Here is a 26,974-nt window from a genome sequence, read left to right on the forward strand (position 1 = left end):
CTCACTGACAGTCAAAGTCTTTTCCCCACACAGAGTCTTTCATCTACACATCACAAAGAACCAGTTCTCCCTCGTCCTCGATCAACATCTCATCCTCACGCAGCCGTTCCACGATCTCCATATAGCGGTCTACCGCAAGCTTTGCGCCCTTATACTGCATCAGCTGCGGCTCTTTTTCCTTTTCCTTATAATAGATCACGTTGTAGTCAATATAGGCCACCACGATCTTTTCTTTCTCCAGCATATCCTCAAAGATCTTGTGCATCACGACATGCATCTCATCCGCTTTCCGGTGGATCGGGTAAAAATCTCCGGTCTCCGGCTCTTTTTCTTCCTCCGGGGTCTCATCCTGTCCCGGCTGTTCCGTCTGATCGGTGTCCCCGGAAAGCATCTCAAAAAGATTCATTTGTCCCGTTAAGTCTTCTTTTTCTGTCTTCATCGGTTTTCTCCTTTTCCTCTGTTACCAGCGTGGTTCTAAAACATATTTCATAAAGGCAGGAAAAATGGCGCGATACCCTTCTTCCTTGATATGCATTCCCTCTATTGTATATTCCGCCCGCAAATTGCCCCCGGCGTCCTTTAACGGATCGTTGATGTCGATATACCGCGCATGATGCTTCTTTGCCAGTTCCTTTACTGCCGCATTGGCTTTGCGGATCCTGTCATTCGTTCGGATTTTAAGGCAGGGCTTCATCTCCTCCGTGGCAGCCTCATAATTCACCGGATAATATGCCATCAGATAGATCTCTATCCCCGGCAGCTTTTCCTCCACGATGCTTAGTACTTTATCATAATGATCCATCAGGTGTCCGATCGTAACCCCCGGATCACTCAGATCATTCGTCCCGATATTGATAAAAAGTCTCACCGGTTTCAAATCCAGAATACATACGTCCAGATGTTCCAAGAGTTCATCCGTAATAAAACCGCCAATCCCCCGGTTATAGATCAAAAGATCCGGGTACTCCTCTTTTACAAATTTCTCGACCGGAAACATCTCCATCAGCGAAGATCCCGCGCATACGATCTGCCCCGGCTGTGCCTGTTTGTTTTTCTCCTGAAATCTTTCTACTTTTTCTTCCTTGGTCATATAAAAAACCCCTTTCTGTTACTATCATAAATTTATCCTCACCGAAAAGTCAACTTCCTTTTTCAGATTCCAGCATTGAAAGGTAAAAATAATTCTCACTAATAATACTAAAATTTAAGCTGATTTCTTTGCGATAAGGTAAAATAAAAGAAAAACTTTATCGCAAAGGAAGAAAAATGAGCAGAGAACAGGAAAGAGCCAAGAGAAAACAGGAAAAGAATCCGATTGTTGAATGCAATAAGATTCAAAATAAATATTACCCTGAATTATTTAAAAAATTTAGTGAAGTAAAGAACCCTCGAAACCAAAATTATATCGACTATTCTGTAAAGACTATGCTTGGAACTTTGTATTATAAATGCATAGGCGGAATTTCAAGCATGCAGGAAATGACACGGCAGTTTAACGATGAAAAAGTTGTGGGGAATCTATATTCTTTCATGAGAGAATCCAGAAAAGAGTATCTTCCCCATGGCGTTACGGAAAATGAATTTTTGGAGAGGCTGGATTCGTTGGAGTTGGAAAAAATACAGAAAGATATTGCCTATTCCATGATCCGCAGAAAATCATTTAATGATGCCAGAGTGTTGAAAAAGTGGCAAGTCATCATGGATGCTACAGAACTAGATGAAGGATATCAGAAAAAGAATGATTATTATCTGAGCCGATGCTATAACCGAGGGGAAGCAGATGAATTTATGAAGTATCATAGAAGTGTGCTCGAGGCAAAAATATATTTTGGAAGCAGCTTTGTATGCAGCATAGCATCAGAGCCAATTGAAAATTCGGAGGAGTATATCAATCAGAGCGAAGAAAAAATAAAACAGGATTGTGAAAGCAGGAAGGAACAGATGGAAAATAGAAAATCAGGGATTCAACCGACAGAAGCATTGGCAGGGGAATATAGAGCATGCATGCAGTTGGAATGAACAGGCACAAAAGAATCATTACCTGATGGAACAGATAGCAGATTTCATAAAGCAGCTTTATGAATATTATTACCTGAAGAAAAATGAAATAAAAAAACTACAAAAAATATATCTCCTGAATTGTTAGCCAGCTTTGGACGGCAACTAACGAAAACAGAAGATATAAAAGTGGAACTGCATAAAGCAGTTCTAAACTGATTTAATTTTAGCAAAGAAGGTGAGGCTTGCCAAGAGGAAAACACGGGAGTATCCCAAAGTTTGTGTAAACCTCCAAACTGATGTAAGATAAAATTACTCAGTTTGGAGGTTATTTTTATGGCAAGAAGAAAAGACAGCCCACAAAAAGCAGCAATGAGAGAAATGATGCGTGACTATCTGAAAAATAATGATATCAGCATCAAAGATGGCACCGATGTAAACAGCATCATGCGTGACATGATGTCTGTCCTTTTGGAAGGTGCTTTGGATGAAGAACTGGATGAGGAATTAGGATATTCCAAGTATGACTATCGAAACAAAGAAACAGACAATAGTAGAAATGGACATTCCAGCAAAACCATGCACACCAGTTATGGAGATATGGATGTGGCGATTCCAAGGGATCGTAACGGTGATTATGAACCACAGCTGATTAAAAAATATCAAAATACCGTAACTCAGGACATGGAAGAAAAAATACTTTCCATGTATGCCAAGGGAATGACCACCGGAGACATTGAATCCCACATGCGTGAATTATACGATATTGATATTTCTGACAGTACAATCAGCAGGATCACAGATAAAATCCTGCCGATTGTAAAAGAATGGCAGGAACGCCCTCTGGAAGAAGTGTATGCTGTAGTATTTATGGATGCAATCCATTATCATGTCCGCAGTGAAGGACGTATTGTAAAACGTGCGGTTTACATTGCCCTTGGTATCGATATGAATGGGAAAAAAGATGTTCTTGGAATGTATGTTGGAGAAAACGAAAGTGCGAAGTTCTGGCTTTCTATCATGAATGGATTAAAAAACAGAGGCGTTGAGGATATCCTGATTGCATGCGTTGATGGTTTAAATGGATTTCCACAGGCAATCGAGGCTGTTTATCCCAAAACAGAGATTCAGCAGTGTATCATCCATCAGATCCGTAATTCAACGAAGTTTGTTTCATACAAAGACATCAAAAAACTGATGGCTGATCTGAAGCTTGTATATGCGGCTCCAACGGAAGAAACCGCTTTAAATGAACTGGAACTGTTCAAGGATAAATGGGATTCCAAGTACCCAAAAATCTATAAATCCTGGCATGATAACTGGGCAACACTGTCCACTTATTTCAAGTATCCAGAAGCTGTAAGACGTTTGATTTATACCACAAATGCCATTGAAGGATTCAACCGTCAGCTTCGGAAAGTGACCAAAAGCAAGACCGTTTTTCCGTCAGATGACAGCCTTTTAAAAATGCTGTATCTGGCAACTATGGATATCACGAAAAAATGGACCGGACACAGGCAGGACTGGGGGCAGATCCATTCCCAGCTGGAAATCTATTTTGAAGAACGTCTAATCGGACGCAACCTGTAAAAACAGCTTGTTTTAGGCAGGTTTTATTGACATGCCCAAAAACTCCTGTATAATGCAGATATGGGCAGAATCCGGAAAATCGGCTCTGCCCATTTGTAACTATTCACAAATCTTATATCAGTTTTAAACGTTTACACAAAACTTGAAATTTTTTGATTCACTGCTCATCTGCTGGCTCGCAGCCGCACACTCCTGTGATGTTGCTGAATTGGTCTGTACAACATCATTAATCTGCTCCATTCCTTCGTTAATCTGCTTGATCTCACTGGTCTGGGTCTCCAGTGTATCAGCTATATTAACCACCTCTTTTGTAATCCCCTTAGAGTTCTCTGCTACTTCTTCAAGCTGTGAGGCTGTCTGCTCTGCAATATTCATGCCTTTTTCAACAGCTTGCACAGATGTCTCTATAAGCGCAGCTGATTCCTTTGCAGCCTGTGCACTTTGATCGGCAAGCATATTTACCTGATTTGCCACAATCGCAAAGCCTTTTCCTGCCTCTCCTGCCCTTGCCGCCTCAATAGAAGCATTTAATACAAGCAGGTTGGTCTGTGATGCAATCTCATTAATAGTTGATATAATCTGATCTATCTGTTTAGAGGCTTCGTTTATTTCATGCATAGATGCAACCATCTCCTGCATCCTTCCATTGCTTTCCCAAATTGCACCTCCAAGCTCATCCACTCTTCCGCTGATTTTCTTGGCACTCTCTGAATTCTGCTCCACCTGTTCTGAAACTCCCGCAACTGTCGCTGTCAGTTCCTCTACAACCGCAGCCTGATTGGTTGCACCGTCTGCAAGGTCATTTGAGCTTGCAGCTACCTGCTCTGCCGCACTTGAAACCTCCCTTGATACATTCTGGATTCCCTTTATGGTGACTGCCATACTTTTTTCAAATTCCATAAATGAATGTAAAATACCTACAAAATCGCCTTTCCACTCTACTTCCGGCTGTGCATCAAAATGTCCGTCCGCAAATTTATAGACATTTTCTTATCGTAGAGCTATAATATTAAAATCATATAGAACAGATAGACATTGATTTTAGGAAGTGATACAAATGAAAAAGCTAAAAAAGAGATTCATTGTTCCGGCAGTGGTATTTATATTGGGTATGTGTGCGTTAATCGGCGCTATATATGTAGTCGGCGAGAGTCAGGAACAGCAGAACAGGACAAATGCAAAGCTCAATGCGATGACATATACGGAGCGTATATATGGCGAGCTTATGGAGGGAATAGGAGTTACCGATACCTTAAAGCAGGTTGTCATAAGTGGTGATGGAAATATAAATAGGTTTTATGATATTGCAGCAAATATGATGGACGATTCGATTCAGAGTATACAGATAGCACCGAATGGAATTGTGACTGAAATATATCCAGAGGATGTGAATGAATCCGGCAAGATTGATCTGATAAATGATAGTGACAGGGGAGAGATTTCGCGCTATGCGAGGGATAATGACACTGTAATTATGCAGGGACCATTGAAGCTGAAGCAGGGCGGATATGGTATAGCAGTGCGCAATCCGGTTTATTTGGAGGATGAAAATGGTAAAAAGAGCTTTTGGGGCTTCACAATTGTTATACTGAAGGTTCCGGAAATTTTTTCTGATTCTGTAGAGGCTCTTTCCAATTTTGGATATAAGTACAGTCTGCAGAAGTGTGCTTCGCCGTGGGATGATACGTATGAGTGGGTTTACGGTTCAAAGGAAGAGTTAAACGATCCGGTGATATATGACTTTGACGTGTATGAAGACAAGTGGAGGCTTGAGCTTTTACCCAAGAGTGGGTTTTACAATAATAACTACCTGATATACATGTTTATTGGAGGTGTAATTATAGTCCTGCTTTTGGCAGGGCTTACAGCAGCGTTGATTTCAATCAATGAGAACAGGAAGAATTTCAAGAGACTTGCTGTGACTGATGCACTGACCGGTATCTACAACAGGCACGGCTTTGATGAGCAGGTTGAGCAATATATGAGACAGAATCCGCAAAAGCATTGTGTTATGGCAATGCTTGATATTGACGATTTCAAGCTGGTCAACGATATGTATGGACATGCGGCAGGTGATGGTGCACTGCAGAAGCTTGCAGAGAGCATGAAGCAATATTTTTCAAAGGATGCCATACTCGGCAGAAACGGGGGCGATGAGTTTAGCATTTTCATGCCGGATTGCACGGTTGTGGAGGTTAAGCCTTTTCTTAAGAAGTTTACAGAAGAAACTAGGAAATTTTATTGTAAAGGTGAAGCGCATACATTTACCATTTCACTGGGCTTTGCGGAGTATCCTGTTTTGGCTGATGACCGTTCACAGCTCATGCGGTGTGCGGATATGGCACTTTATGGGGTGAAAATGCATGGGAAGAACGGCTGCATGGCATACCGTGAGGGTGAGCGTATAAAGAGCCGTGCGAAGCTTGGATTTGCCGTTAAGGATATTATTGACAATATGCCGGGAGCTTTCATTGTTTACAAGGCAGATAAAGAAAATGATGAGATTCTGCTTGCAAACAGTGAGTTGCTTCGGCTTACAGGCTGTAAAAATATGGACGAGCTGCTTGCATATACAGGTAAGAGCTTCTGCAATCTGATACGCCCGGATGAACAGGAAAGCTGTCAAAAAAGCATATGGTCGCAGATTAACGGAGGACACTCAAATGATTATATTTTCTTTCATATGCGAAAAGCAGACGGCACATATATTTCAGTGCTCGACCATGGCAGGATAGTGGATTCAGTGCACAATGGCAGAGTATTTTATGTGATGATCATGGACTTAAAGTCACTGCAGAGACATTTTGGAGACTGCCTGAAGCTGGTGGAGAAGTAGAAATAAGCAAATTGGCAGGCTGTAAAATAAATTTACCTTTCAATGCTGTTCAGATTCCGCCACGCCTTGACATTTCACAGCTTGTTTTCTATAATCATGGGGCATTCAGTTATAAAAAAGGAGGATTGCTATGCCACAGACATTACCAAAAGACCCGGTCATCTTACTGAGCTTTGTGAACACAGAACTCCGGGATCACTATACATCATTAGACAAATTCTGCCATGCGCACGGCGCTGACCGCGCGGCACTGGAACAAAAACTCGGCGACATCGACTACTGCTATGACGCCGCAACCAATCAGTTTATTTAGTCAGATGGCGGTTCCGCCATCTTCACTAATACAAAAAAACCACCGTGTGCGTCGGTGGTTTTTATAAAGGGGGAGAGTTTATGAAAAAGTTTTCTTCATCACTGATTTCTTCTCAAGTGATGCTTATATAATATCTGCAATTTGTGAACTTCTTATGTCTCTCCCTTGAAAAAAATGTGAACTTTCTAAATAAAATCTGTAACAAATCTATAAAGTCTGTTTTATAAATTCGAAAGCCGGTAAAGTGCCTGTTTCGGAAGGATACAAACAGCATGCTCCTCGATCTCACGCGCTCTGGCGTCTCCGATCAAAAATGACGTGCCATACTCACATGCCTGGATGGAAAGCGCTGCCATCTCCTCTTTGCCAATCTCCTCGATATCAAGGATCAGCGCATATTCCCTGTCATCTGTTTTGTACAAGCTCTCCTGCCGGAACGCAAATCCCGGAAAATGTCTGCAAAAGCGAACCGCATGATCCATCGAACCAAAGAACACGATAAACATGTGATTGCCCATCCAGTAATCCGTCGGTTTCTTTTCTTCCGGCGCCCCCGCTGTCTCTGCGGTGCTCTGTGCTTCGGCAGACGGATCTTTCCGGTCTGCTGCCTCACTCTCCTGCAGCTCCTCTTCCTGTCTGTCCTGTATCTCGCGCAGCAGCTTTGCGAAAGCATCCGCCTGGTTCTGTCCGGTCATGCCGCGTATCTCGTCCACACGCTCCGCATCCGTCCAGCCTTCCTCTGTCATCATGTCTTTCAAATGATCCAGTGCGCGATCCATGCCGATGTTCTCCGCCTTGTCTGAAAATGTGAACACCACATCATGATTCGGCAGAAACGCCGCCTGCACCGCCTGGATGCCTGAAGTCATCTTAAAGCCGATCTCTTCCTCCGCCATATCCACAACTTCATTCAAAAATTCCTGCGCTTTATCGCCATTTTTTATCAGATCTTCGATCTTTAAACCGCGTTCTTCTATCTCATCCTGTGAAACAATACATCTCACCGTACTCTTATCTACTCGTTTAAATCTCATAATTACCCACTTTCATGATAAATCCTGATTGTTCAGGGGATAATAACCAGTCTCCGTTAAAAACCTAAAGGAATACTTATATCATATTATATCACAAACCAAATAAATTCATCTACGAAATTATTTACAAAACATGAAAAATTATAGAAAAAAAGACCGCTTCACACAAGCGATGCGAAGTGGCCTTTTGTTTTTAAAAATTATGCCAAAGCTGCGGTAATGATCGCCATCGAATATACTTCAGAAGCATTGCATCCGCGGGACAGATCATTAATCGGTGCGTTAAGTCCGAGAAGGATCGGGCCGTATGCATCGAAGTTACCAAGACGCTGCGCTATTTTGTATCCAATATTTCCTGCGTTGATATCCGGGAAGATAAATGTATTTGCATGTCCCGCAACAACAGAATCCGGGCACTTGGTGCGGGCAACTCTCGGAGAAACCGCTGCATCAAACTGCATCTCGCCTTCGATCGGGAGATCCGGATATTTTGCTCTTGCCTTTGCTGCTGCATTGCGCATCTTGTCTACATCTTCACCTTTTCCGGAACCAAAGGTAGAGTAGCTTAAGAATGCAACCTTAGGATCGATACCGAAGATCTTCGCGCATGCTGCGGATTCTCCGGCGATCTCTACGAGTTCATCCTCGGTCGGATGGATGTTGATCGCGCAGTCGCTCATTGCAAGGACTTCGTTCTCACCTGTCGCAGACGGACGAACCAGGATAAAGCAGGAAGACACGATCGTGTTGCCCGGCTTTGTCTTGATCAGCTGAAGCGCCGGTCTTACGGTATCCGCTGTGGAATAGGTAGCTCCACCGAGCAGTGCGTCCGCAATGCCCATCTTTACCAACATGGTACCGAAGTAATTTGCCTGTGAGAGGATTCCTCTCGCCTGCTCCGGTGTTACTCCTTTGGATTTACGGAGCTCACAGAATAATTCTACCATTTCATCAAAACGGTCGAAGTTTTTCGGATTTATGATCTCTGCCCCACGGATGTTAAATCCGCTGTCTGCCGCTGTTGTATATACCTCATCCGGATCTCCGACAAGGATCGGCTGCAGGAAGTTGCTTGCAAGAAGTCTGGAGGCTGCCTCTAAAATACGGGGATCAGTTCCCTCTGTAAATACGATTTTTTTCGGATCTTTCTTTAAGATCTCGATTAACTGACCAAAACCAAACATATTGTTTTCTCTCCTATTCTATCAAATATACTGTTTATTCGATGTTTTTATTCTATACCCATTTAACCGACAAAACAATATATTCCATGTACTTTTTGCGGAACAAGAAACGGCTTTTTTTCTCATTTAAAACGACTATTCCGACATGCTCTTTAAGCTCTCCGTCATCTCCACTTTCCGGCATTTTTGCCCAGAGACCGCCATCGCGAACGCATACGCGACGAAAATGAACAAAAGGCTTGCAAGAAGCGTCGTTCCCTTTACCGGAAGGCTCATGACCATACCCGAAGATTTCGCCGAGGCGAGGATCATGGAGTACGCCGTCAGATAACCGAGCGGCACACCGAGCACAAAGCCGACCGGCACCAGCAGATGATTGGAAGAAAGCACAAATTTCTGCACTTCCCTGTCCCGGTAACCAAGCACCATAAGCATCGAAATGTTTCTTTTGCTTTCCTCCGCGATCATGCCGGATATCATGGTCACGATCAGTACGCCGATCAGCATGCCGAGTACCTTTAGTAATTTTAAGACAATGCCGGCGGTCGTCGATAAATTCTCTACCATATCCCGGTAGTCATCCAGAGAGGATGCTTTCTTTAGCAGTTCCGCCGGAATCGTAAGCTTTTCTTTGCTTATAATGACATTATATTCGTCCACCGGTCGTTCCAGGATCTCTGCGGCATTCTCCTTGCTTGTTAAAATGAGCGACAGAATATCATTTTTTACGATACCGCTTATCACGACCGTGCTTTCTTTCATCGTCACGGTATTATAGAACGAAAAGGTGTCCCCCGCCCGTATCCCGTACTGCTTTGCAGCGGAACTCGTCATATAGTAGCCGCCATAATTTAATGCTTTGCCATCCTCGGTCTTTAAATCCGCAAGGTCATTTTCCTCTTCATATCCGATAAGGTTAAAACGGGAATCATCCTGTGCCGCGCCGAAGCTCACGTCAAACACTGCGTTGCCGCCATATGGATTTTCGGTCTGGTAGGAGGTAAATCCATACTCATACTGTCCGCCCAGCATGGCGTACGGCACTTTTTCTTCGAGCAGGTTGTCATACGCGTCCTGAAAGGAGCCGCCAAGTACGATGCAGAGCGTCGCGATCGCGATCCCGACCACAAGCGTGATACTGCGAAAACCGTTTAAGACCACCGAACGGATGTTATAGATCAAAGAGAGCTTCGCACTGCTGCCGTTTAAAAGCTTCGGTGTCTTTTCTTTCTGCATTCCTTTGAGCAGCGGAACGATCTCCTGTTTTAACACGCTGCGCAGCACGAGATCGGACACCAGCCCGTATACCACGATCGGGATCAAAAGCACGATACCGATAAATTTCCACGGCATTTTCACGACATAATCAATGTACTCCGCGTCTCCGAAATAAAAGCTGCAAAACGCTCTGGAAAACGGAATGCAAAGAAGGATTCCAACGATGTCCCCGGCAAACGCCGGTATCATGCCGTAAACCATATAATGCCGGACCAGTTCCTTTTTTCGATAACCGAGCGCCAGCAGGGTTCCGATCGTTTTGCCCTCCCGTTTCACCATTCTTGCCAAAACCATCGCGATCACAGCGATCACCACGACCAGAATGATCGGGCAGTACAGGGAAAACTCGGCGACCAGATCATCCGCCTCCTGATAGATCAGGCTGATCCTCGTATTCGCTTTTCGCTCCACATACTCCACGGTACCGTATTTTTCATAGATTTCGGTCCGAAACGCAGTTTCTTTTTCTTTGTCTCCATAGCGGACGGAATAGTATTCCATGCCCGCGCCCAGGCTCTTTATCGCTTCCTTACTTAAAATACCGATCCCAAAGCCGTCCTTGTCCGGTATACTGTCCGAAAATTCACGCAGCATGATGGCGTAGTCCGGTTTCATGCCGAGTCCGCACACGCGAAATGTCTTTCCCGCCAGTTCCATCGTGTCGCCCACTGCGATCCCGTTTGCCTTTGCGTAGCGGTAAGTGAGCAGGATCTCATCCTCCGCCTCTATCTTTCTCCCTTCGGTCACCGTAGGCAGATCCATTTCTCCGGTCTCGGCAAAGAGCCTCAGCCTGGTGCCCTGATAGGAAAGATCCTGATACTGCTGCTTTTCTATGGTGACATCATACTGCTCTTTTAACTGTTCCATCTCGTCTTCCGGGATTTCAGACAGTGTGGCAAATTCCGCATCCTCGATCTTTGTCTCTGCGAAATAGGCATCAAAACAGTGATAGAGCGAGCCGCTCACCGTGACCGCGCCTACTAAGAGCATCACAGTGATCGCCGTCAGTATGCTTCCTGTCAGGTAAAAAGACAGATTTTTTTTCACGCTTCTCTGTATCTTCTTTTGTAAAGTCATCAGATCTTTAACTCCTTTACACGAACTTTTTTATTCTTTTCATTGCTTACGATCTTTCCGTCATGCACCCGTATGATGCGGTCTGCCATCCCCGCCATATTTTCGTTGTGCGTAATGATAAGGATCGTTGTATGATATTTTTCATTGATCTTTTCCAAAATCTCAAGGACTTCTCCTGCTGACACGGAGTCCAGCGCGCCGGTCGGCTCATCACACAGTAAAATATCCGGGTTTTTGACGAGCGCCCTGCCTATGGCGCATCTCTGCTGCTGTCCGCCGGACAACTCTGCCGGGAAATGCGTGGCGTGGCGGGAGAGTCCGAGTTCTGCGATCAGCGTGTCCAGATCCAGCGGATCTTTTGAAATATCCGCGACCACACGGATATTTTCCTTTACATTTAACTCCGCGATCAGGTTGTAGGACTGAAAGACCACGCCCGCTTTTTCCCTGCGGTACTCGGTCAGCGCCTTTTTGCCTAACTCCGTGATCTTTGTACCATCCACAGTGACCGATCCGGAATCCAGCTGATCCAGCCCGCCGATCATATGAAGCAGTGTGCTTTTCCCGGAGCCGGACGGTCCTAAGATCACACATACCTCACCGCTTTCGATCTGAAGGCTGACATGGTTTAAGGCATAAATTTCACTCTCTCCTCTGCCGTATTTTTTTACGGCATCCTCTATCACGATTGACATAATGATATCTTCCCCCTGCTTATCTCTTTTTCTTATCCTGTATTATACGGTTTTCCACGCATTCACAGCCTGTGTGACGCTGCAGTCGATATCAATCCGCGCCGCTTTGCATTCCTTTGGGAATTTCCGTCCTGCGGCAAATACTCTCGTGAGCAGATCTCCTCCGACCGGAAGTATCGTCTTTACCATTCCCTCCGGGAAAACAAAATGTGTGGCATGCTCATAAATATAGCTTTCCACTTCACAGGTGTGTTCCCGCTCGGCGAGACGTTTCTCCATTCTCTTTATGTATTTTTCTGTCTCCCATAACACATCATCCTCCGCACCGATCAAAAGAAGCTTTCCTTTGATCCGCTCGATCTTTATAAATTCCTCCTCACGGATCGGATGCGCTTTTTCAGACGCCACAAAAATTTCACGGGAGGCTATGAGATCCCCGCCTTTTTTTGCTTCTTCTTTCATCTTCTTTCCATATTCCGGATGACGGTATGCATAAGGAAGATACGGAAGCGGCTTTCCCTCCCAGGAAGCGCTTGACTCGCCGTCTCCCGGCCACTCGGTCTGTCCGTCGCGTTTTCCCTGATAAAAGCCTTCCATCACAAAGTCCGCCGGTGTCATCGCGATCGTCAGCGTGATCTCCGGGTAATAGGATGCCGCAAGCAGCGCATACATCCCAGTCGTGGATGCTCCCGCGATACCGAATTTCTCAATGCCCTGTGCTTTTAAATAAGTGATCGCCGCGCCGATCCTCTCCACCGGCAGATTGTGGTGACTGTAATCTTTGTGCGCCGGGCTTAATGTCAGCACACTGACCTGAAATTTCTTCTGCAGCCATTTCACCGCTGATTTTGCCATATAATCCTCACAGTCATCCCCGAGCATTGCAAGGATCGCGCATCTGCTCCCCTCAACCGGCCAGTAACAGCCGTAAAATCCCTTTTCTGTCTCTTTTATTTTCTTCATTTCTTTTCCTCCGTTTCAAAAATCAGGTTTAAGATCGTTTCGATCTGCACATCCAGCGTCTCCTGATACACCGACGCATGCAGCTCATCCCGCGACTCCGCGGTAATAACCAATACCTTGCACAGATTGGCAATAAGTCCGAGATTGACATCCTTCCGCACATTGTCCAGATAACTCAAAAGTCCGGCGGTTATGGCACCTTCTTTCTCAAGATCCGGGGCAAACGCCTTTGTCCCGTAGAAGACCTTCGCCTCATCTTCCAGTGTCATATGCGGATAGATACTGACCTTTTCATCCACGACCGCGTGCAGATATTTTCTCGCGTCTTCCCGCCCGAGCTTACGCTGCCCGCTTAGCGCCTCGTCCCCGATCAGTACAGGCATGAACTTCCTCGAATGATACTGGATCAGCTCCGCCATATACTCCTCTTTGCTCTTCCAGAAATTATAAAACGTTCCGACCGCGATCCCCGCCGCTTTTGTGATCCTGGAGATCGATGTGTGTGTCATCCCATACTGCACGAGCAGTGGGAAACCCGCTTCTAACATCTGTGTTTTTAAATTTTCTTTTTCTTCTTCCGAAAAGACCCTTGTTGGCATGTTGTTTCCTCTTGTGAATGTTTTTATATTTTATTCATATCATTATGTTAGTATAGGCTAACCCATTTGTCAATATTAAAAATAACAAATTGCTATTCCATCCCGGCAATGGTAATATGAAACAAAGGCAGATGATATTCGTGAAGGCAGAAGAAGTCATAGAAGAGGTGGCAAAACTCTGTAAATCTTTTCATGCAAAAGAAATCATTTTATACGGATCGAGAGCCAAGGGAACCGCAAGAGAACGCAGTGACATTGATATTGCTGTAACAGGTGTGGACGATTTCGACCGGCTGGTTGAAAGTATTGAAGAACTGCCGACACTTTACAGCGTGGATATCGTAAATATGGATACCTGTAAAAATGAACTGCTATTGGAGGATATTAGAGAATATGGACGAAAAATTTAACAGAATACATTGATCTGTTTTTTGCGTTTGAAAATGCTGTAAAACAGCTGGGAGTATGCAAAAACGATTAAAAATGCATTTGATGCATTGTGTGAAGTGTATTCGGTCAGAGAAGCCAATCCTTTATATGCTTCCAAAATCTGACTTTTCTTTTTTTCAACTCATGCCGGACAAGAGATCTCTCCCATGATCCGGCATGAGTGTAATTTTCCCTAAAAGATCAACAATCCAATATGGTATACCACACAGGAAATGAGTAACGCCGGCACGGTATAGAACACGCCGATCTTTGCTGTCCACTTCACCGAGTGGGTTTCTCTTGAAGTCGCCGCAAGCGCGCTCACACAAGGCATGTTAAAGCTGATTGCATAGATAAATGCCAGCCCCTGCACTTTGGTAAAATGATCGCTCAGAAGGGACGCGACGGCACTGCTGCTGCCTCCGCCCGCCTTGGCGCCAAACGTCGAACTTACAATGCTTCCCCCGGTGCCATATAACGTATTCAGCACACCGAGCAGCGATTTCTTAGAAATCGCAGATGCCAGGAATGCCAAAAACGCCTCCCACTTCATCCCGAAGAAAAGAGTCACCGGCTCTATGATGACACCGAGTTGATACAAAATACTCGTTTCCGCGCTGCCGCCAAATCCGTAGGTCAGAACAAAGAACACCACCGACACGATCGTAATGACTCTGAGTGCCCGCATGAAAATGTCAACGGTTCGCTCAAATGTAACATAAAGCGTATTTCTGACATTCGGTTTATGATACGGCGGCAGTTCCATGATCATTACAACAAAAATGGAAACGATAACGAGAAAGCCTCCGGTATTTCCAAACAATGCCATCGCAAGCATCGAAACGACCGATAACGTGGCACCGCAGGGAACTGCCCAGCTCACGGTTATTGCAAGCACACGCTGTCCCCAGTTGTCAACGACTCTGGTTCCGGTCGTTCCGGCGATCGTACATCCAAGCCCCATAAAGAAAGGCATGATCGTTTTTCCCTGTAAACCTACTTTGGACATGGTAGGATCAAACAGGAAGGAGATCCTCGCGAGATAGCCCGTTTCTTCCATTAAATTAAACCCAAGCGAGATGCCCAGTACAAACGAAGCCATCATGACCGCAAAATAAACAACGCTAAATAAAACGTCACAGATCAGTGAAACGAGAAGCTCCGGCGCGTGCCATCCCTCGAGCAGACTTTGTACGCCCCCGGCTGACAGTTTTATTATGACGCTGGCTAATCCGCCAAAGATCCCGGCAAACAGCATCGCCGCAAAGAACACGCCAAGTATGATCCCGATCGCGATGATCTTTCCTCTGACCGGTGATAAGGCGATCCGGTCAAATTTTGTGTATGCCCGCTTTCCGGTTTTGGATGCGATCATGACATCCATCATGTTTAAAACAAGGATCGCAGGCACTTTGGTTCCCGCAAAATCCGCTAACATGTAAAGACTTTTCTTTAACTGCGACGCATCCGCCATAACAGGAATGAGATCCGCTTTTCCGGCCAGTTTCCCACATGCTGATGGGAATCCGTTATGAGATTAAAAATGGTAGATTTTCCGGAGTTTGACTGTCCGAGCAGCGCAATGACCGGTGTGCCGTCATCCTTATGATGATAAAATTTACTTTCTCCATGATATTTACAGGTTTTACCGGAACCGCACGCATCACATTTACTCATTGCACTCACCGCCTATCACAATTTTTCTGCACTCCGTACGCCCGATCGCAACGAGCGTATCGCTGGCAAACAAAAGTACCGGCTGCTTTTTATGATTCTGACACACTTCAATCCGTGTTCCGGTCAGTATTCCCATTGATGACAGTCTGTTGGTAAGCCGTATCTCATCCCTGATCTCCCGGATAAAATAGCTGTTTCCCGGGATTGCTATAAGCTTGCGCCCGGCGTCAGTATGCTGTTCAACCAGATCTATCTGAGCAGCTGGGAAAAAGGAGACATCCTTGTCTCGGACCGGATCCTGAACCTGAACTTTTGCGTAAACGGCAGATGCGAAGTCAGCCTGGAGCACAACCGCTACGCAATCGTCAAAAAAAATCAGGTCTGCATCAGTACCATTTCCCCGGATAAGGATTTCTACTATCCCGGAAAACTTTACGAGGGCATCCAGCTGTTTATCGATCTGCAGATGGTAGAAGAATTAAAGGGCAATCACTTCCTGCCTTTTTTAGGGATCGATCCAAACGATATCGCCAGTGTATTCTGCTCGAAAAAGGGCATTTACTTCCGGCAGATGGACAACAATATCTCCGGTATCATCTTAAAAGCCTGGGCATCTAAGGAAGATATGGACATTCCCCGCTGCGCTATCTGACCGTCCGGCTTCTCCATGAGGTCATGGCATTTCCGATGAAAAGCGAGTGTGAAACTTATTTTACCAGATCGCAGATCGCTATTGTAAAAGAAGCCGAACATCTCATTTTAGAAGACCTGTCCAAACGGTTCACCGCAAAAGAGATGGCGGACCGGTTCGGCATCAGCGAGAGCAGTTTTAAAAGGGGATCCTCGGAAACAGCTACCTCTCCTATTTCCGAAAAAAACGAATGGAAAAAGCCGCGGAATTACTGGAATCCACGAATATGAAAGTGATCGACATCGCCATCCGCGTCGGCTATGAGAATCAGGGAAAGTTCGCCAAAGTATTTTCCAATCTGTACGGCGTTCCTCCCCTGGAATTTAGAAGGCTTTCCAAATAAAAAAGTGCATGTATCGCATCCGGCCATATACATGCACTTTCTTTATATTTATCACTTTTTTTTTGCGAATAACTTCTATTTTATAAGTGCATCACGCGCTCTTTGATCTCCTGCGTTCTGCCCTGATTCCAGAACTGGGTTCCGATATAGCCGCAGGTTCTTCTCGCGACATTCATCGTATCCTCATCGCGGTTTCCGCAGTTCGGGCATTCCCATACGAGCTTGCCATCCTCGTCGGTCACGATCTGGATCTGTCCGTCATAACCGCATTTCTGGCAGTAATCGCTCTTGGTATTCAGCTCCGCGTACATGATGTTGTCATAGATGAACTTCATGACATCGAGTACCGCCGGAATATTATCCTGCATATTCGGAACTTCCACATAGCTTACCGCGCCACCCGTGGAAAGCGCCTGGAACTGCGACTCGAATTTCAGCTTGGAAAACGCGTCGATCTCTTCCTTTACGTTTACATGGTAGCTGTTGGTGATGTAGTTTTTGTCCGTCACGTCCTTGATGATGCCAAAACGCTTCTGTAAGCATTTCGCGAATTTATAGGTCGTACTCTCGATCGGAGAACCGTAAATGCTAAATCCGATGTTAGTTTTCTCACACCACTTGTCACACGCGTCGTTCATGTGTTTCATGACCGCAAGCGCAAACGGAGTCGCCTCCGGATCTGTGTGTGATTTTCCAGTCATATAGCGCACGCATTCATAAAGTCCCGCATATCCGAGGGAGATCGTAGAGTATCCGCCATAGAGCAACTTATCGATCGTCTCGCCCTTTTTCAGACGCGCCAGCGCGCCGTACTGCCAGAGGATCGGAGCCGCATCGGAAAGTGTTCCCTTGAGGCGGTTGTGGCGGCACATCAGTGCGCGGTAACAGAGTTCGAGACGCTCGTCAAAGATCTCCCAGAACTTTTTCTCGTCTCCGCCGGAGGATAACGCCACGTCCACAAGGTTGATCGTGACAACCCCCTGGTTGAAACGTCCGTAGAATTTGTATTTTCCATTCTCGTCTTTCCAGACACTTAACGCACTGCGGCAGCCCATAACCGGGAAGCAGTTGCCTTCCTTTAACTCTTTCATCTTTTTCTCGGAGATGTAATCCGGCACCATACGCTTTGCCGTACACTTCGCGGCAAGCTCGGTCAGATAAAAATACGGTGTGCCTTCGGTCACATTGTCATCCTCAAGCACATATAAGAGCTTCGGAAATGCCGGTGTGATCCAGACACCTTTTTCATTCTTCACGCCCTCATAACGCTGTTTTAACATTTCCTCAATGATCAGCGCGAGATCCTTCTTTTCCTGTTCATTTTTCGCCTCGTTCAGATACATGAAAATAGAAAGGAACGGAGCCTGTCCATTGGTGGTCATCAGCGTAATGACCTGATACTGGATCGTCTGAACGCCACGGTTTACCTCTTTTCTGAGACGCCGCTCCACGATCTCGTTCATGACTTCCTCTGACGGAACCTGCGGAAGCAGTTTGGATTCCTCTGCCACTTCCCTGCGGATCTTTTCTCTGGAAACATTGACAAACGGCGCCAAATGTGCCAGAGAAATACTCTGTCCGCCGTACTGGTTACTTGCGACCTGCGCAATGATCTGGGTCGCAATGTTGCATGCCGTGGAAAAGCTGTGCGGCTTCTCGATCAGTGTCTCACTGATGACCGTACCGTTCTGGAGCATATCCTCGAGATTGACCAGATCGCAGTTATGCATATGCTGCGCGTAGTAGTCCGAATCATGGAAATGGATGATACCCTGGCGGTCTGCCTCCACAATATCCGGCGGCAGCAACAGTCTTTTTGTGATATCCTTGCTGACTTCGCCCGCCATATAATCACGCTGTACACTGTTTACCGTCGGATTTTTGTTGGAATTTTCCTGTTTGATCTCCTCGCTGTTGCACTCGATCAAGGTAAGGATCCGGTTATCGGTCGTGTTTGCCTTACGCACGAGCGAACGCTCATAGCGGTAAATGATGTAGTTTTTCGCCACATTAAAAGCTCCGGTGGACAAAATCTGCTTCTCTACCATATCCTGGACTTCCTCAACGGACACCGCGCGTCCTAGCTTCTGGCATTTATACTGGATAAAATCCGCAACGTCCTGAATCTGTTCTTTACTCAGGCGGTTCCCTTCCGTTGCGTCGTTCGCTTTTGTTATCGCAATTATGATCTTAGCCAGATCAAAATCTTCTTCTGATCCATTTCGTTTTGTAATTCGCATTTTGAATCTCCTCCTAATGATAGATTATAACGGTATCTGCTCCGTTTAGCAACTAGATATTGTATTTTTATTTGTTGTTTTATACAATATATAAGATTATGTTCTCAAGCAACATGTGGCAGGCGCCTCTATTTTTCTGCAAAAGAATCTTAGTGTCTGACAACTGACCTGTTCCGGATTCCCGGTTTTTCCCCCATAATATGCGGGTGATCCGCCCAAAAGCGGATCTTGTATTTTCAGACTTTTCTTTCATACTTTCCTGTGTTACAATATTAGAGTTGCCACGCGACAATTCTACGGGAGAAAAAGGAGTTTTAATAAGAAAATGAAAAAAACATGGAATGTAAACGTAAACGGAACGAATCACGTCATTGAATATAAAACGGGATTCGGCGGTATCAAGATCAGTATAAACGGAACCGCAAACAAGGTAAAATCCCAGAACTGGTTTATTATGATGCTTGACTACCCGATCCAGATTGACGGAACCGAGGTCCGCGTTGTGGCGCTCGGAAGCAAGGTACGTCTCGCGGTAAATGGCATTTATCAGGACAATGGCCAGTCTTACCAGCCATTAAACCGTATCCCGACCTACTGTCATGTACTTCTCGGCATCAGCTGTATTGCCGGCTTTCTGCTCTGCGGATGGGTCGGTCTTGCGATCGGCATTTTGTTTGGAACACTTTACATCAAACAGGGACTGTCCGGGAAAACCGGTGTCGTGATCGGATCTTTTATCGGCTGCTGCGCGATCCAGATTGCCATCATGATCGCTGTTTTACTTCTGCAGTACTAAAAAGGAGTATTTGCCATGGAATCCATGAATCAGAATGAAAATCAGTATACACAGACACCGGATGGCTGCTCCACACAACAGCCTTACCACCAGCCGGTTATTATTGCCGGAAATCCGGCGGAAGATAAACGGCGTACCAAAAATCTCGCCATCATCTCTCTGGTATGCGGCATTCTCTCGATCGTGTTCTGCATCTTTTTCTATGTCAGTATCATCCTTGGGATCGCAGGGCTGATCCAGGCATTGATCAGCCTTGGGCAGCACAGAGATGGCAGAAGCCATGCAATCGCAGGTGTTATCACCAGTACGATCGGAACAGTGTTATCCGTCATATCGTTTCTGGTGTGGATTCTCGTTATTGCAAACATCTAAGCAGGACGGAATATGACAGACATTACTACAAAAAAGAGTTTTCGGATCGATCTGAACCCGAAAACTCTTTTTCTTTTCCCTGTTATTTTAAGCCGACACAAACATCACCCGATTGCGCCTTGCCAGCGCGATCGCGATATGGCAGACTTCCATCAGCGCGCAGATCTTATCCGCCACTGTGATGATCCATGCCTCTTTGTTTCTCGGAAGAGGTCCAAGCGGAAACATATGCGACAGGATCGCGTCCCACTCACGTTCGCTGATCTGAAAAACTTCCTTGCTGTTTTTCGCCGCAACCTTCGGATGATAAAACGCCTGATGTTCTCCGGTCGGCGTCTTCTCATGAAAGTCATACAGGCAGAAATCATGCAAAAGCCCGGCACGCGCGGCAACACTGGCGTCTGCGCCAAACAGATCCGCCATCCGCCAGGACAGATAGGACACATTCAGGCTATGCATCAGCCGGTTCGTCCAGAAATGATGTGTATAGCGGCCAAGCTGCTGAAACTTCGCATTCTGCAAGATCGGAAGAACGTGCGCCACATATGCAGGGGCAACCTCTTTCGACACTTCAATCTCCATCGGCAATCACTCACTTTCTTTATGTTCTATCTTCATTATCGGCAGAACCGCCTTCAAATACAAGGGATTTCCTGTGAATTTTTTCTTAATTCTTTCTTACTTTCCATCGCCTTTACATCACGTTCTGCGGTGTACCGTCCAGATATTTCCTTACATTATCAAAATCAATGATCGCACGCTTTATGAGTGCCTCTTTGGTGGCGAACGCAACATGCGGTGTCGCGATCAGATTTTTTGCGTGAAGAAGCGGATGATCCTCCGGTACCGGCGGCTCTGTTTCAAACACATCCACTGCCGCTCCCGCGATCTGACCGTCATTTAAGGCTTTCGCAAGTGCCGCGCTGTCCACGACCGGTCCACGCGCCGTATTGATCAGCACTGCGCCCGGTTTCATCTTTGCGAGCTCCGCTTCCCCGATCATTCCCCTGGTCTTCTCATTTAACGGCACATGCAGCGAAATGATATCGCAGGTCTCCAACAGTTCTCCTAACTCCATCCAGGTAACGCCCGGCAGATCTTTTCTGGTTCTCGAGTACGCATACACCTCGCAGCCAAATGCCTGCGCGATCGCAGCGACACGGCTTCCGATCGCTCCGGTTCCGATGACACCGAATTTTTTTCCTTCCAGTTCAAAGCCGACCAGTCCGTCCTTTGTCCCGGATTTGCGCACCACCTCATTGCATGGAATGATATTGCGGTAAAGATTGATGAGAAGCCCAAACACCAGATCCGATACCGCCGCGTTGGAATAGCCCGCGCAGTTGCAGATCGTGATGTTTCTCTTCCGGCATGCCTCCACCGCGATATGATCGATCCCGGTAAACGCGACCGCAAGCAGCTTTAAGTTTTTGCATCCATCGATCACCGTCTCATTTAACGGAAGGTTTGCGACCACGATGATATCCGCGTCCTTTCCGCGCTCGATCAGCGTGGCATCATCCGTCACACGGGTATCGTAATAAACGATCTCGGTGTCCCTTCCGACTGCCTTGTCCGCGATCTCCAGTAAAGTTTCCTTTTCCACACCCAATGGTTCGATAATTACAAGTTTCATATGCATCTTCTCCTGTTCCTGTAAAAAAATTCCCGCCCGGCATACCAAATCTCTCCAGTCTGCTCAGGCGGGATAACCTACTCATATTATATTTCAGATACGACTTTTAGTCAATGAACAAAGAGGTGGAATAGTAACGGTCTCCACTGTCAGGAAGCAGTGCTACGATCGTCTTTCCTGCGTTCTCCGGGCGTTTTGCAACTTCAAGTGCTGCATAAAGCGCTGCTCCGGAAGAAATTCCTACGAGGAAACCTTCGGTGGAAGCAATCTCTTTTCCGACACGGAACGCGTCATCATTGGCAACCTTGAATACTTCATCATATACCTTGGTATTTAAAGTATCCGGTACGAAGCCTGCGCCGATACCCTGGATCTTGTGCGGACCGCTCTTTCCTTCGGAAAGTACCGGTGAGCTCTCCGGCTCTACGGCAATGACCTGAACATTCGGATTCTGGGATTTTAAGTATTCTCCGGTTCCGGTAATGGTTCCGCCTGTGCCGACACCTGCGATAAAGATGTCTACTTTTCCGTCTGTATCATTCCAGATCTCCGGTCCGGTCGTCTTTTTGTGGATCGCCGGGTTTGCCGGGTTCACAAACTGTCCCGGAATAAAGCTGTTCGGGATCTCTTTGCTTAATTCTTCTGCCTTTGCGATCGCGCCTTTCATTCCCTTGGTTCCCTCTGTCAGTACGATCTCTGCGCCATATGCCTTTAAGATGTTACGGCGCTCAACGCTCATGGTTTCCGGCATGGTAAGGATCGTGCGGTATCCTTTTGCAGCTGCGATCGCCGCAAGTCCGATACCAGTGTTTCCGGAAGTCGGCTCAATGATAACAGAGCCTTCCTTTAACAGGCCTTTTTCCTCTGCATCTTCGATCATCGCTTTTGCGATACGGTCTTTGACACTTCCTGCCGGGTTGAAATACTCAAGCTTTGCAAGGATCGTTGCCTTTGCGTTGTATTTCTTCTCCATGTTTACCACTTCTACAAGCGGTGTGTTTCCGATCAGTCCTAATGTTCCTTTATAAATGTTTGCCATACTATCTTCCTTTCTGAATGATTCTTTGACTTTTTTGTTTATTTTACTGCCTGAAATGCAATATCAAGATCTTCGATAATATCATCAATGTGCTCGGTTCCGATGGAAAGACGAACCGTGTTCGGCTTGATGCCCTGCTCTAAGAGTTCCTCGGTACTGAGCTGTGAATGTGTTGTGGATGCCGGATGGATCGCAAGGGATTTTACATCCGCCACGTTTGCAAGCAGGGAAAAGATTTCCAGATGATCGATGAAATCTTTGGCTGTCTTGTCATCGCCCTTGATCTCAAAGGTGAAGATCGAGCCGCCGCCATTCGGGAAATATTTCTTATATAATTCCTGCTGTGTCTTATCATCGGTAACAGACGGATGATGTACTTTTTCCACCTGCGGATGATTGTTTAAGTACTCGACTACCTTCAGCGCGTTTTCCACATGACGCTCCACTCTAAGCGATAAAGTCTCAAGTCCCTGCAGGAAAATGAAAGAATGGAACGGGGAGATCGTAGCTCCGGTGTCACGAAGCAGGATCGCGCGGATCTTTGTGACAAATGCTGCCGGTCCTACTGCCTTGGTAAAGCTGATTCCATGATAACTCGGGTTCGGCTCGGTTAAGGATTTGAACTTGCCGGATGCCTCCCAGTCAAATTTTCCGCTGTCCACGATCACGCCACCGATGGCTGTTCCGTGTCCGCCGATAAACTTGGTTGCGGAATGTACCACAATGTCCGCGCCGTATTCGATCGGGCGAACCAGATACGGTGTTGCGAAAGTATTGTCAACCACAAGCGGGATCTTGTGCGTATGTGCGATCTTTGCAAGTGCCTCGATATCGGTCACTTCTGAATTCGGATTGCCCAGTGTCTCTACATAAAGCGCCTTGGTGTTCTCCTGGATCGCTTTGTCAAACGCATCTAAATCGAGTGCGTCCACAAATGTCGTTGTGATGCCGTACTGCGGAAGTGTATGCTCAAGCAGGTTGTAAGAACCACCGTAAATATTGTTTGCCGCTACGATGTGATCTCCCGCCTGCGCAAGATTTTCTATGGTATAGGTGATCGCTGCCGCTCCGGATGCAACCGCAAGTGCCGCAACGCCGCCTTCCAGTGCCGCGATACGTCTCTCAAACACGTCCTCGGTCGGGTTGGTCAGTCTGCCGTAGATATTTCCGGCATCGGTCAGTCCAAATCTTGCCGCTGCGTGTTCGGAATTGTGGAATACATAGGAAGATGTCGCGTAGATCGGAACCGCTCTTGCGTCGGTAACCGGGTCTGCTTCTTCCTGTCCGATATGTAACTGTAAGGTTTCGAATTTTAAATTTCTGTCTGTATATGCTGATTTGCTCATAATATTTTCTCCAATCTATGTGTTGTATTTTTGTTATCTATGTTTCTCATTGAAAAGGCAGCTCATACAACAACACATTCGATCGTCCTTTGCAATATATCCAGATGTGATTTTCAAATTCTTCATGCTGTCTTCTCTCCTTCTTTGCTTGATTTCATATATATCATATTTGATAAGTATGATTTTATTCCCGTATTCCTACTTTGTCAATAGGTTTTCCGGAAATTTGTCATAGGTTTTTTTGATAGCTGGCTATCAGTTTGAAAATACTTTATAATGTAGGTATCGAACTTTTTACCTATATGCGCACTTATGAAACAAAACATGCAGGTCAACAGATGAGTCTGTTTGACCTGCATGGGGAATGAACCTATTTATTTTACTTCAACACCAGCTTTAAGACATCCGTCACTTTTTTGACCGGGATGATCTCAAGCTTTTCTTTTACTTCATCTGCCACGTCCGAAAGATCGTCCATATTTTCATACGGGATCAGAACTTTCGTGATACCGGCGCGCTGTGCCGCCATCAGCTTCTCCGGCAGTCCGCCGATCGGCATGACGCAGCCCCTTAAGGAAACCTCACCGGTCATGGCATATTCCGGGCTTACCGCCTTGCCGGTCACAAGAGACGCAAGCGCAGTCGTAAGCGTGATGCCCGCTGACGGTCCGTCTTTTGGTACGGCTCCTTCCGGGACATGGATGTGCAGATCGTATTTCTCCCAGTCCGCGGTCTCCTTCGGATAAAGCGATTTGACCAGGCTCACGGCGATCTCGGCGGATTCTTTCATGACATCTCCGAGCTGGCCGGTGATCTGCACCTTGCCGCTTCCTTTGGTCTGCATCGTCTCAATAAATAAGATCTCTCCGCCTGCGGATGTCCATGCAAGTCCGGTCACTACACCAGGCTTTTTCGCTTCCAGGATATGCTCGTGGTGGATCGGTCTGCGATCTAAAAATTCCGGCAGTTTTTTCGCCGTGACCGTAATACTCTTCTGCTCGCCTTTTACCAGCTTCACCGCCGCATAACGGCAGAGGGTATCCAGTCTCTTTTTCAGTCCACGGACACCGGATTCCATTGTGTAGCCGTTGATCAGCGCATGCAGTGCCGCATCCGGCACTTTTAACTGTCTCGCCCTGATTCCCATATTCTTCATCGCCTTTGGCAGAAGATGCCGTTTTGCGATCTCAAATTTTTCAAGCTCCGTATAGCCCGGAAACTGAATGACTTCCATACGGTTTAACAGCGGCTCCGGTATCGTGTCGGTCGAATTTGCCGTGCAGACAAAAAGCACATCCGAAAGATCATACGGCACATTCATGTAATGATCGGTAAAGCTGTTGTTCTGCTCCGGGTCAAGCACTTCTAACAGCGCACTTGCCGGATCCCCGCTGTAATCCCTGGAAAGTTTATCGACTTCGTCTAAGACCATGACCGGATTGGAAACACCGCTGCGCTTCATGCCCTCCATGATCCGCCCCGGCATTGCTCCGATGTAGGTACGTCTGTGGCCGCGGATCTCCGCCTCATCCCGGACACCGCCCAGGCTGACACGGATGTATTCACGGTGAAGCGCCTTTGCGATGCTCTGTCCGATACTGGTTTTTCCGGTTCCCGGCGCTCCGACAAAGAGTAAGATCGAACCCGCCTGCTTTTTATTGAGTGCCATGACCGCCATCTGCTCAATGATCCTTCTTTTTACTTTCTTTAAGCCATAATGCTCCTCATCAAGTATCTGCTCTGCCTCGGCAAGATCCACATCAAACGCCGGCTCTTTTTTCCAGGAAAGGCTCGTCACAAAATCCAGATAATCATAGAGCATACCGTACTCATGGCTGTCGCTGCCCTCCTGCTTCATGCGGTTTAACATCTTTTCCGCTTCTTTTTTCGCCGTCTCATTCATGCCGGATTCCATGATCTTATGCTCAAATTTGCGCACATCCGAAACGTTTTCCGGGTGCATCTCATCGAGCTTGTTCTGCAGAAAATCAATCTGCTTTTTCAATGCCTCTTCGCGGTAGATCTTTTCGTGGGAGGCTTTCTGCGCACTTTCCGCCTCCTCACCGATCTCGGATAATTCGATGAATTCGTAGATCGCCTTTTCGATCAGTTCGATACGCTCTGACCGTGAATCCGTCTCCACCATCGCGTATTTCTCTTCCGGACTTAAATTCAGGTAATTTGCAAGCGCGCAGACGACCTCCACTGCGTTTTTCCAGCGCAGGATATAGCCTCTCGCCCAGATGCCCCACTGATAATTCTGTGCAAATCCAAGCAGGTCATCTTTTAATTTTCCGAAACGCTCTTTCTCCTCTTCCGGCGTAAGATCCTCTGCCTCCGCACGGATCACGGCTGTCGCTGTGACCACGCCTTCCGTCACTTCCACATCCGAGATCGTCACACGTTCTTTGACACGGATACAGATATTTCCCTCCTCATCCGGATTTTCCACTACACCGGAAACACCGACCGGATAGAAATCATCTGCCGTAAGCTCCTGCCGCTCTTTTTCCTCTTTTTGCATGACAAAGAGCACATCCTCGCCCGGCTCCGCTTTTTGTGTATGCAGACTTTCAAACAGGTCTTTTTTGAAATAAAATGTAATTTCCGGTAAAAGAATCATATTATAAACTGGTATTACGATCATATGCAATTCCTCCTTTTTTTATCAGCACTCTTTTGTATCGAGTGCTAACCCGTGTGTAAAAAAATATGCGGTTTCCCGCAAAATCATAACATTCGATACTTCTTTTTTTCATAATAGCACAAAATTCACGCTTGTCAACTGCTTTTAGAAAATAAAGTGTGCGCTTACCGCACACTTTCGCGCGCGAGCGG

26 protein-coding genes and 1 pseudogene are annotated in these 26,974 nt (G+C 46.3%); 9 read left to right on the forward strand and 18 right to left on the reverse strand.

The window, feature by feature from the left end; genetic code table 11:
- Nucleotides 1-43 precede the first annotated feature (43 nt).
- Both H8Z76_RS05895 and H8Z76_RS05900 read right to left on the reverse strand, forming a co-directional pair.
- A complete protein-coding gene (locus H8Z76_RS05895; protein WP_186981933.1) occupies nucleotides 44-439 on the reverse strand; it encodes a hypothetical protein in 396 nt (131 codons plus the stop codon).
- A 21-nt stretch (nucleotides 440-460) separates the two neighbouring features.
- Entirely contained in the window at nucleotides 461-1,090 is a 630-nt protein-coding gene (locus tag H8Z76_RS05900) for a GDSL-type esterase/lipase family protein (RefSeq protein ID WP_186981934.1), read from the reverse strand.
- Nucleotides 1,091-1,266: 176 nt separating this feature from the next.
- Between H8Z76_RS05900 and H8Z76_RS05905 the strand changes: the two genes are divergently transcribed.
- Together H8Z76_RS05905 and H8Z76_RS05910 are read left to right on the forward strand one after the other, a co-directional pair.
- Nucleotides 1,267-2,019 carry a transposase family protein gene (locus tag H8Z76_RS05905; RefSeq protein ID WP_186981935.1) on the forward strand — a complete coding sequence of 251 codons (753 nt, stop codon included), beginning with the start codon at nucleotides 1,267-1,269 and terminating at the stop codon, nucleotides 2,017-2,019.
- Between the two features lie 351 nt (nucleotides 2,020-2,370).
- Complete coding sequence (locus tag H8Z76_RS05910; protein WP_172594840.1) at nucleotides 2,371-3,588, forward strand: IS256 family transposase; 1,218 nt, start codon at nucleotides 2,371-2,373, stop codon at nucleotides 3,586-3,588.
- 123 nt (nucleotides 3,589-3,711) lie between these two features.
- Here H8Z76_RS05910 and H8Z76_RS05915 read toward each other — a convergent pair.
- A pseudogene (locus H8Z76_RS05915) lies at nucleotides 3,712-4,563 on the reverse strand (methyl-accepting chemotaxis protein); the annotation flags it as partial.
- Nucleotides 4,564-4,645: 82 nt separating this feature from the next.
- Between H8Z76_RS05915 and H8Z76_RS05920 the strand changes: the two are divergent.
- Together H8Z76_RS05920 and H8Z76_RS05925 are read left to right on the forward strand one after the other, a co-directional pair.
- Entirely contained in the window at nucleotides 4,646-6,424 is a 1,779-nt protein-coding gene (locus H8Z76_RS05920; RefSeq protein WP_186981936.1) for a diguanylate cyclase domain-containing protein, read from the forward strand.
- Nucleotides 6,425-6,554: 130 nt separating this feature from the next.
- Nucleotides 6,555-6,737, forward strand: coding sequence for a DUF4250 domain-containing protein (locus tag H8Z76_RS05925; protein WP_022514914.1), 183 nt, complete (start codon nucleotides 6,555-6,557; stop codon nucleotides 6,735-6,737).
- Nucleotides 6,738-6,958: 221 nt separating this feature from the next.
- Here the strand turns inward: H8Z76_RS05925 and H8Z76_RS05930 are convergent, their stop codons facing one another.
- The 6 genes from H8Z76_RS05930 to H8Z76_RS05955 form a co-directional block, all read right to left on the reverse strand.
- The gene (locus H8Z76_RS05930) at nucleotides 6,959-7,771 is read right to left on the reverse strand and encodes an adaptor protein MecA (protein ID WP_186981937.1); all 813 of its coding nucleotides are present in this window, start codon (nucleotides 7,769-7,771) and stop codon (nucleotides 6,959-6,961) included.
- Nucleotides 7,772-7,971: 200 nt separating this feature from the next.
- The gene (pta, locus tag H8Z76_RS05935) at nucleotides 7,972-8,955 is read right to left on the reverse strand and encodes a phosphate acetyltransferase (protein WP_022514916.1); all 984 of its coding nucleotides are present in this window, start codon (nucleotides 8,953-8,955) and stop codon (nucleotides 7,972-7,974) included.
- A 135-nt stretch (nucleotides 8,956-9,090) separates the two neighbouring features.
- Nucleotides 9,091-11,310 (reverse strand): FtsX-like permease family protein, encoded by a 2,220-nt coding sequence (locus H8Z76_RS05940; protein WP_186981938.1) that lies wholly within the window; start codon nucleotides 11,308-11,310, stop codon nucleotides 9,091-9,093.
- Nucleotides 11,310-12,005, reverse strand: a complete 696-nt coding sequence (locus H8Z76_RS05945; RefSeq protein ID WP_186981939.1) for an ABC transporter ATP-binding protein — start codon at nucleotides 12,003-12,005, stop codon at nucleotides 11,310-11,312. The genes H8Z76_RS05940 and H8Z76_RS05945 overlap by 1 nt, the downstream gene beginning before the upstream one ends.
- A gap of 42 nt (nucleotides 12,006-12,047) precedes the next feature.
- Nucleotides 12,048-12,968, reverse strand: coding sequence for an acyl-CoA thioester hydrolase/BAAT C-terminal domain-containing protein (locus tag H8Z76_RS05950; RefSeq protein ID WP_186981940.1), 921 nt, complete (start codon nucleotides 12,966-12,968; stop codon nucleotides 12,048-12,050).
- Nucleotides 12,965-13,567, reverse strand: a complete 603-nt coding sequence (locus H8Z76_RS05955; protein ID WP_186981941.1) for a TetR/AcrR family transcriptional regulator — start codon at nucleotides 13,565-13,567, stop codon at nucleotides 12,965-12,967. The genes H8Z76_RS05950 and H8Z76_RS05955 overlap by 4 nt, the downstream gene beginning before the upstream one ends.
- Before the next feature lie 131 nt (nucleotides 13,568-13,698).
- Between H8Z76_RS05955 and H8Z76_RS05960 the strand changes: the two genes are divergently transcribed.
- Complete coding sequence (locus H8Z76_RS05960; RefSeq protein ID WP_207723105.1) at nucleotides 13,699-13,977, forward strand: nucleotidyltransferase family protein; 279 nt, start codon at nucleotides 13,699-13,701, stop codon at nucleotides 13,975-13,977.
- A gap of 212 nt (nucleotides 13,978-14,189) precedes the next feature.
- Here the strand turns inward: H8Z76_RS05960 and H8Z76_RS13575 are convergent, their stop codons facing one another.
- From H8Z76_RS13575 to H8Z76_RS13760, 3 genes are read right to left on the reverse strand one after another with little or no spacing between them, the layout of a single operon-like run.
- Nucleotides 14,190-15,470, reverse strand: a complete 1,281-nt coding sequence (locus tag H8Z76_RS13575) for a nucleoside recognition domain-containing protein (protein ID WP_330594960.1) — start codon at nucleotides 15,468-15,470, stop codon at nucleotides 14,190-14,192.
- Nucleotides 15,449-15,673, reverse strand: a complete 225-nt coding sequence (locus H8Z76_RS13580) for a FeoB small GTPase domain-containing protein (RefSeq protein WP_330594961.1) — start codon at nucleotides 15,671-15,673, stop codon at nucleotides 15,449-15,451. The genes H8Z76_RS13575 and H8Z76_RS13580 overlap by 22 nt, the downstream gene beginning before the upstream one ends.
- Nucleotides 15,666-16,022: a FeoA family protein gene (locus H8Z76_RS13760; protein ID WP_186981942.1), complete on the reverse strand. Its 357-nt coding sequence runs from the start codon at nucleotides 16,020-16,022 to the stop codon at nucleotides 15,666-15,668. Before H8Z76_RS13760 ends, H8Z76_RS13580 begins: the two co-directional genes overlap by 8 nt.
- Between H8Z76_RS13760 and H8Z76_RS05975 the strand changes: the two genes are divergently transcribed.
- Both H8Z76_RS05975 and H8Z76_RS05980 read left to right on the forward strand, forming a co-directional pair.
- On the forward strand, nucleotides 15,906-16,325 hold the full coding sequence (locus H8Z76_RS05975) for a hypothetical protein (RefSeq protein ID WP_186982015.1): 420 nt from the start codon (nucleotides 15,906-15,908) through the stop codon (nucleotides 16,323-16,325). The genes H8Z76_RS13760 and H8Z76_RS05975 overlap by 117 nt on opposite strands.
- A gap of 187 nt (nucleotides 16,326-16,512) precedes the next feature.
- Nucleotides 16,513-16,707, forward strand: a complete 195-nt coding sequence (locus tag H8Z76_RS05980; protein ID WP_330594979.1) for a helix-turn-helix transcriptional regulator — start codon at nucleotides 16,513-16,515, stop codon at nucleotides 16,705-16,707.
- Between the two features lie 80 nt (nucleotides 16,708-16,787).
- Here the strand turns inward: H8Z76_RS05980 and nrdD are convergent, their stop codons facing one another.
- Nucleotides 16,788-18,947 carry an anaerobic ribonucleoside-triphosphate reductase gene (gene nrdD, locus H8Z76_RS05985; protein ID WP_022514928.1) on the reverse strand — a complete coding sequence of 720 codons (2,160 nt, stop codon included), beginning with the start codon at nucleotides 18,945-18,947 and terminating at the stop codon, nucleotides 16,788-16,790.
- Nucleotides 18,948-19,272: 325 nt separating this feature from the next.
- Here nrdD and H8Z76_RS05990 point away from each other — a divergent pair, with 325 nt between their 5' ends.
- Together H8Z76_RS05990 and H8Z76_RS05995 are read left to right on the forward strand one after the other, a co-directional pair.
- The gene (locus H8Z76_RS05990; RefSeq protein WP_147618433.1) at nucleotides 19,273-19,743 is read left to right on the forward strand and encodes a hypothetical protein; all 471 of its coding nucleotides are present in this window, start codon (nucleotides 19,273-19,275) and stop codon (nucleotides 19,741-19,743) included.
- Nucleotides 19,744-19,758: 15 nt separating this feature from the next.
- Nucleotides 19,759-20,115, forward strand: coding sequence for a DUF4190 domain-containing protein (locus H8Z76_RS05995; RefSeq protein WP_186981943.1), 357 nt, complete (start codon nucleotides 19,759-19,761; stop codon nucleotides 20,113-20,115).
- Between the two features lie 87 nt (nucleotides 20,116-20,202).
- On the opposite strand, the gene H8Z76_RS06000 is transcribed toward H8Z76_RS05995, so the two are convergent.
- From H8Z76_RS06000 to lon, 5 genes are all read right to left on the reverse strand, one after another.
- Complete coding sequence (locus H8Z76_RS06000) at nucleotides 20,203-20,697, reverse strand: HD domain-containing protein (protein WP_147618435.1); 495 nt, start codon at nucleotides 20,695-20,697, stop codon at nucleotides 20,203-20,205.
- Between the two features lie 112 nt (nucleotides 20,698-20,809).
- A complete protein-coding gene (locus H8Z76_RS06005) occupies nucleotides 20,810-21,751 on the reverse strand; it encodes a 2-hydroxyacid dehydrogenase (protein ID WP_186981944.1) in 942 nt (313 codons plus the stop codon).
- A 106-nt stretch (nucleotides 21,752-21,857) separates the two neighbouring features.
- Nucleotides 21,858-22,790: a cysteine synthase A gene (cysK, locus tag H8Z76_RS06010; RefSeq protein WP_186981945.1), complete on the reverse strand. Its 933-nt coding sequence runs from the start codon at nucleotides 22,788-22,790 to the stop codon at nucleotides 21,858-21,860.
- Nucleotides 22,791-22,828: 38 nt separating this feature from the next.
- Entirely contained in the window at nucleotides 22,829-24,136 is a 1,308-nt protein-coding gene (locus H8Z76_RS06015) for an O-acetylhomoserine aminocarboxypropyltransferase/cysteine synthase family protein (RefSeq protein WP_186981946.1), read from the reverse strand.
- 379 nt (nucleotides 24,137-24,515) lie between these two features.
- Nucleotides 24,516-26,783, reverse strand: coding sequence for an endopeptidase La (gene lon / locus H8Z76_RS06020; RefSeq protein WP_022514935.1), 2,268 nt, complete (start codon nucleotides 26,781-26,783; stop codon nucleotides 24,516-24,518).
- Nucleotides 26,784-26,974 lie beyond the last annotated feature (191 nt).

The sequence above is a fragment of the Roseburia yibonii genome, from assembly GCF_014297335.1.
GTDB classification, from domain to species: domain Bacteria; phylum Bacillota; class Clostridia; order Lachnospirales; family Lachnospiraceae; genus Roseburia_D; species Roseburia_D yibonii.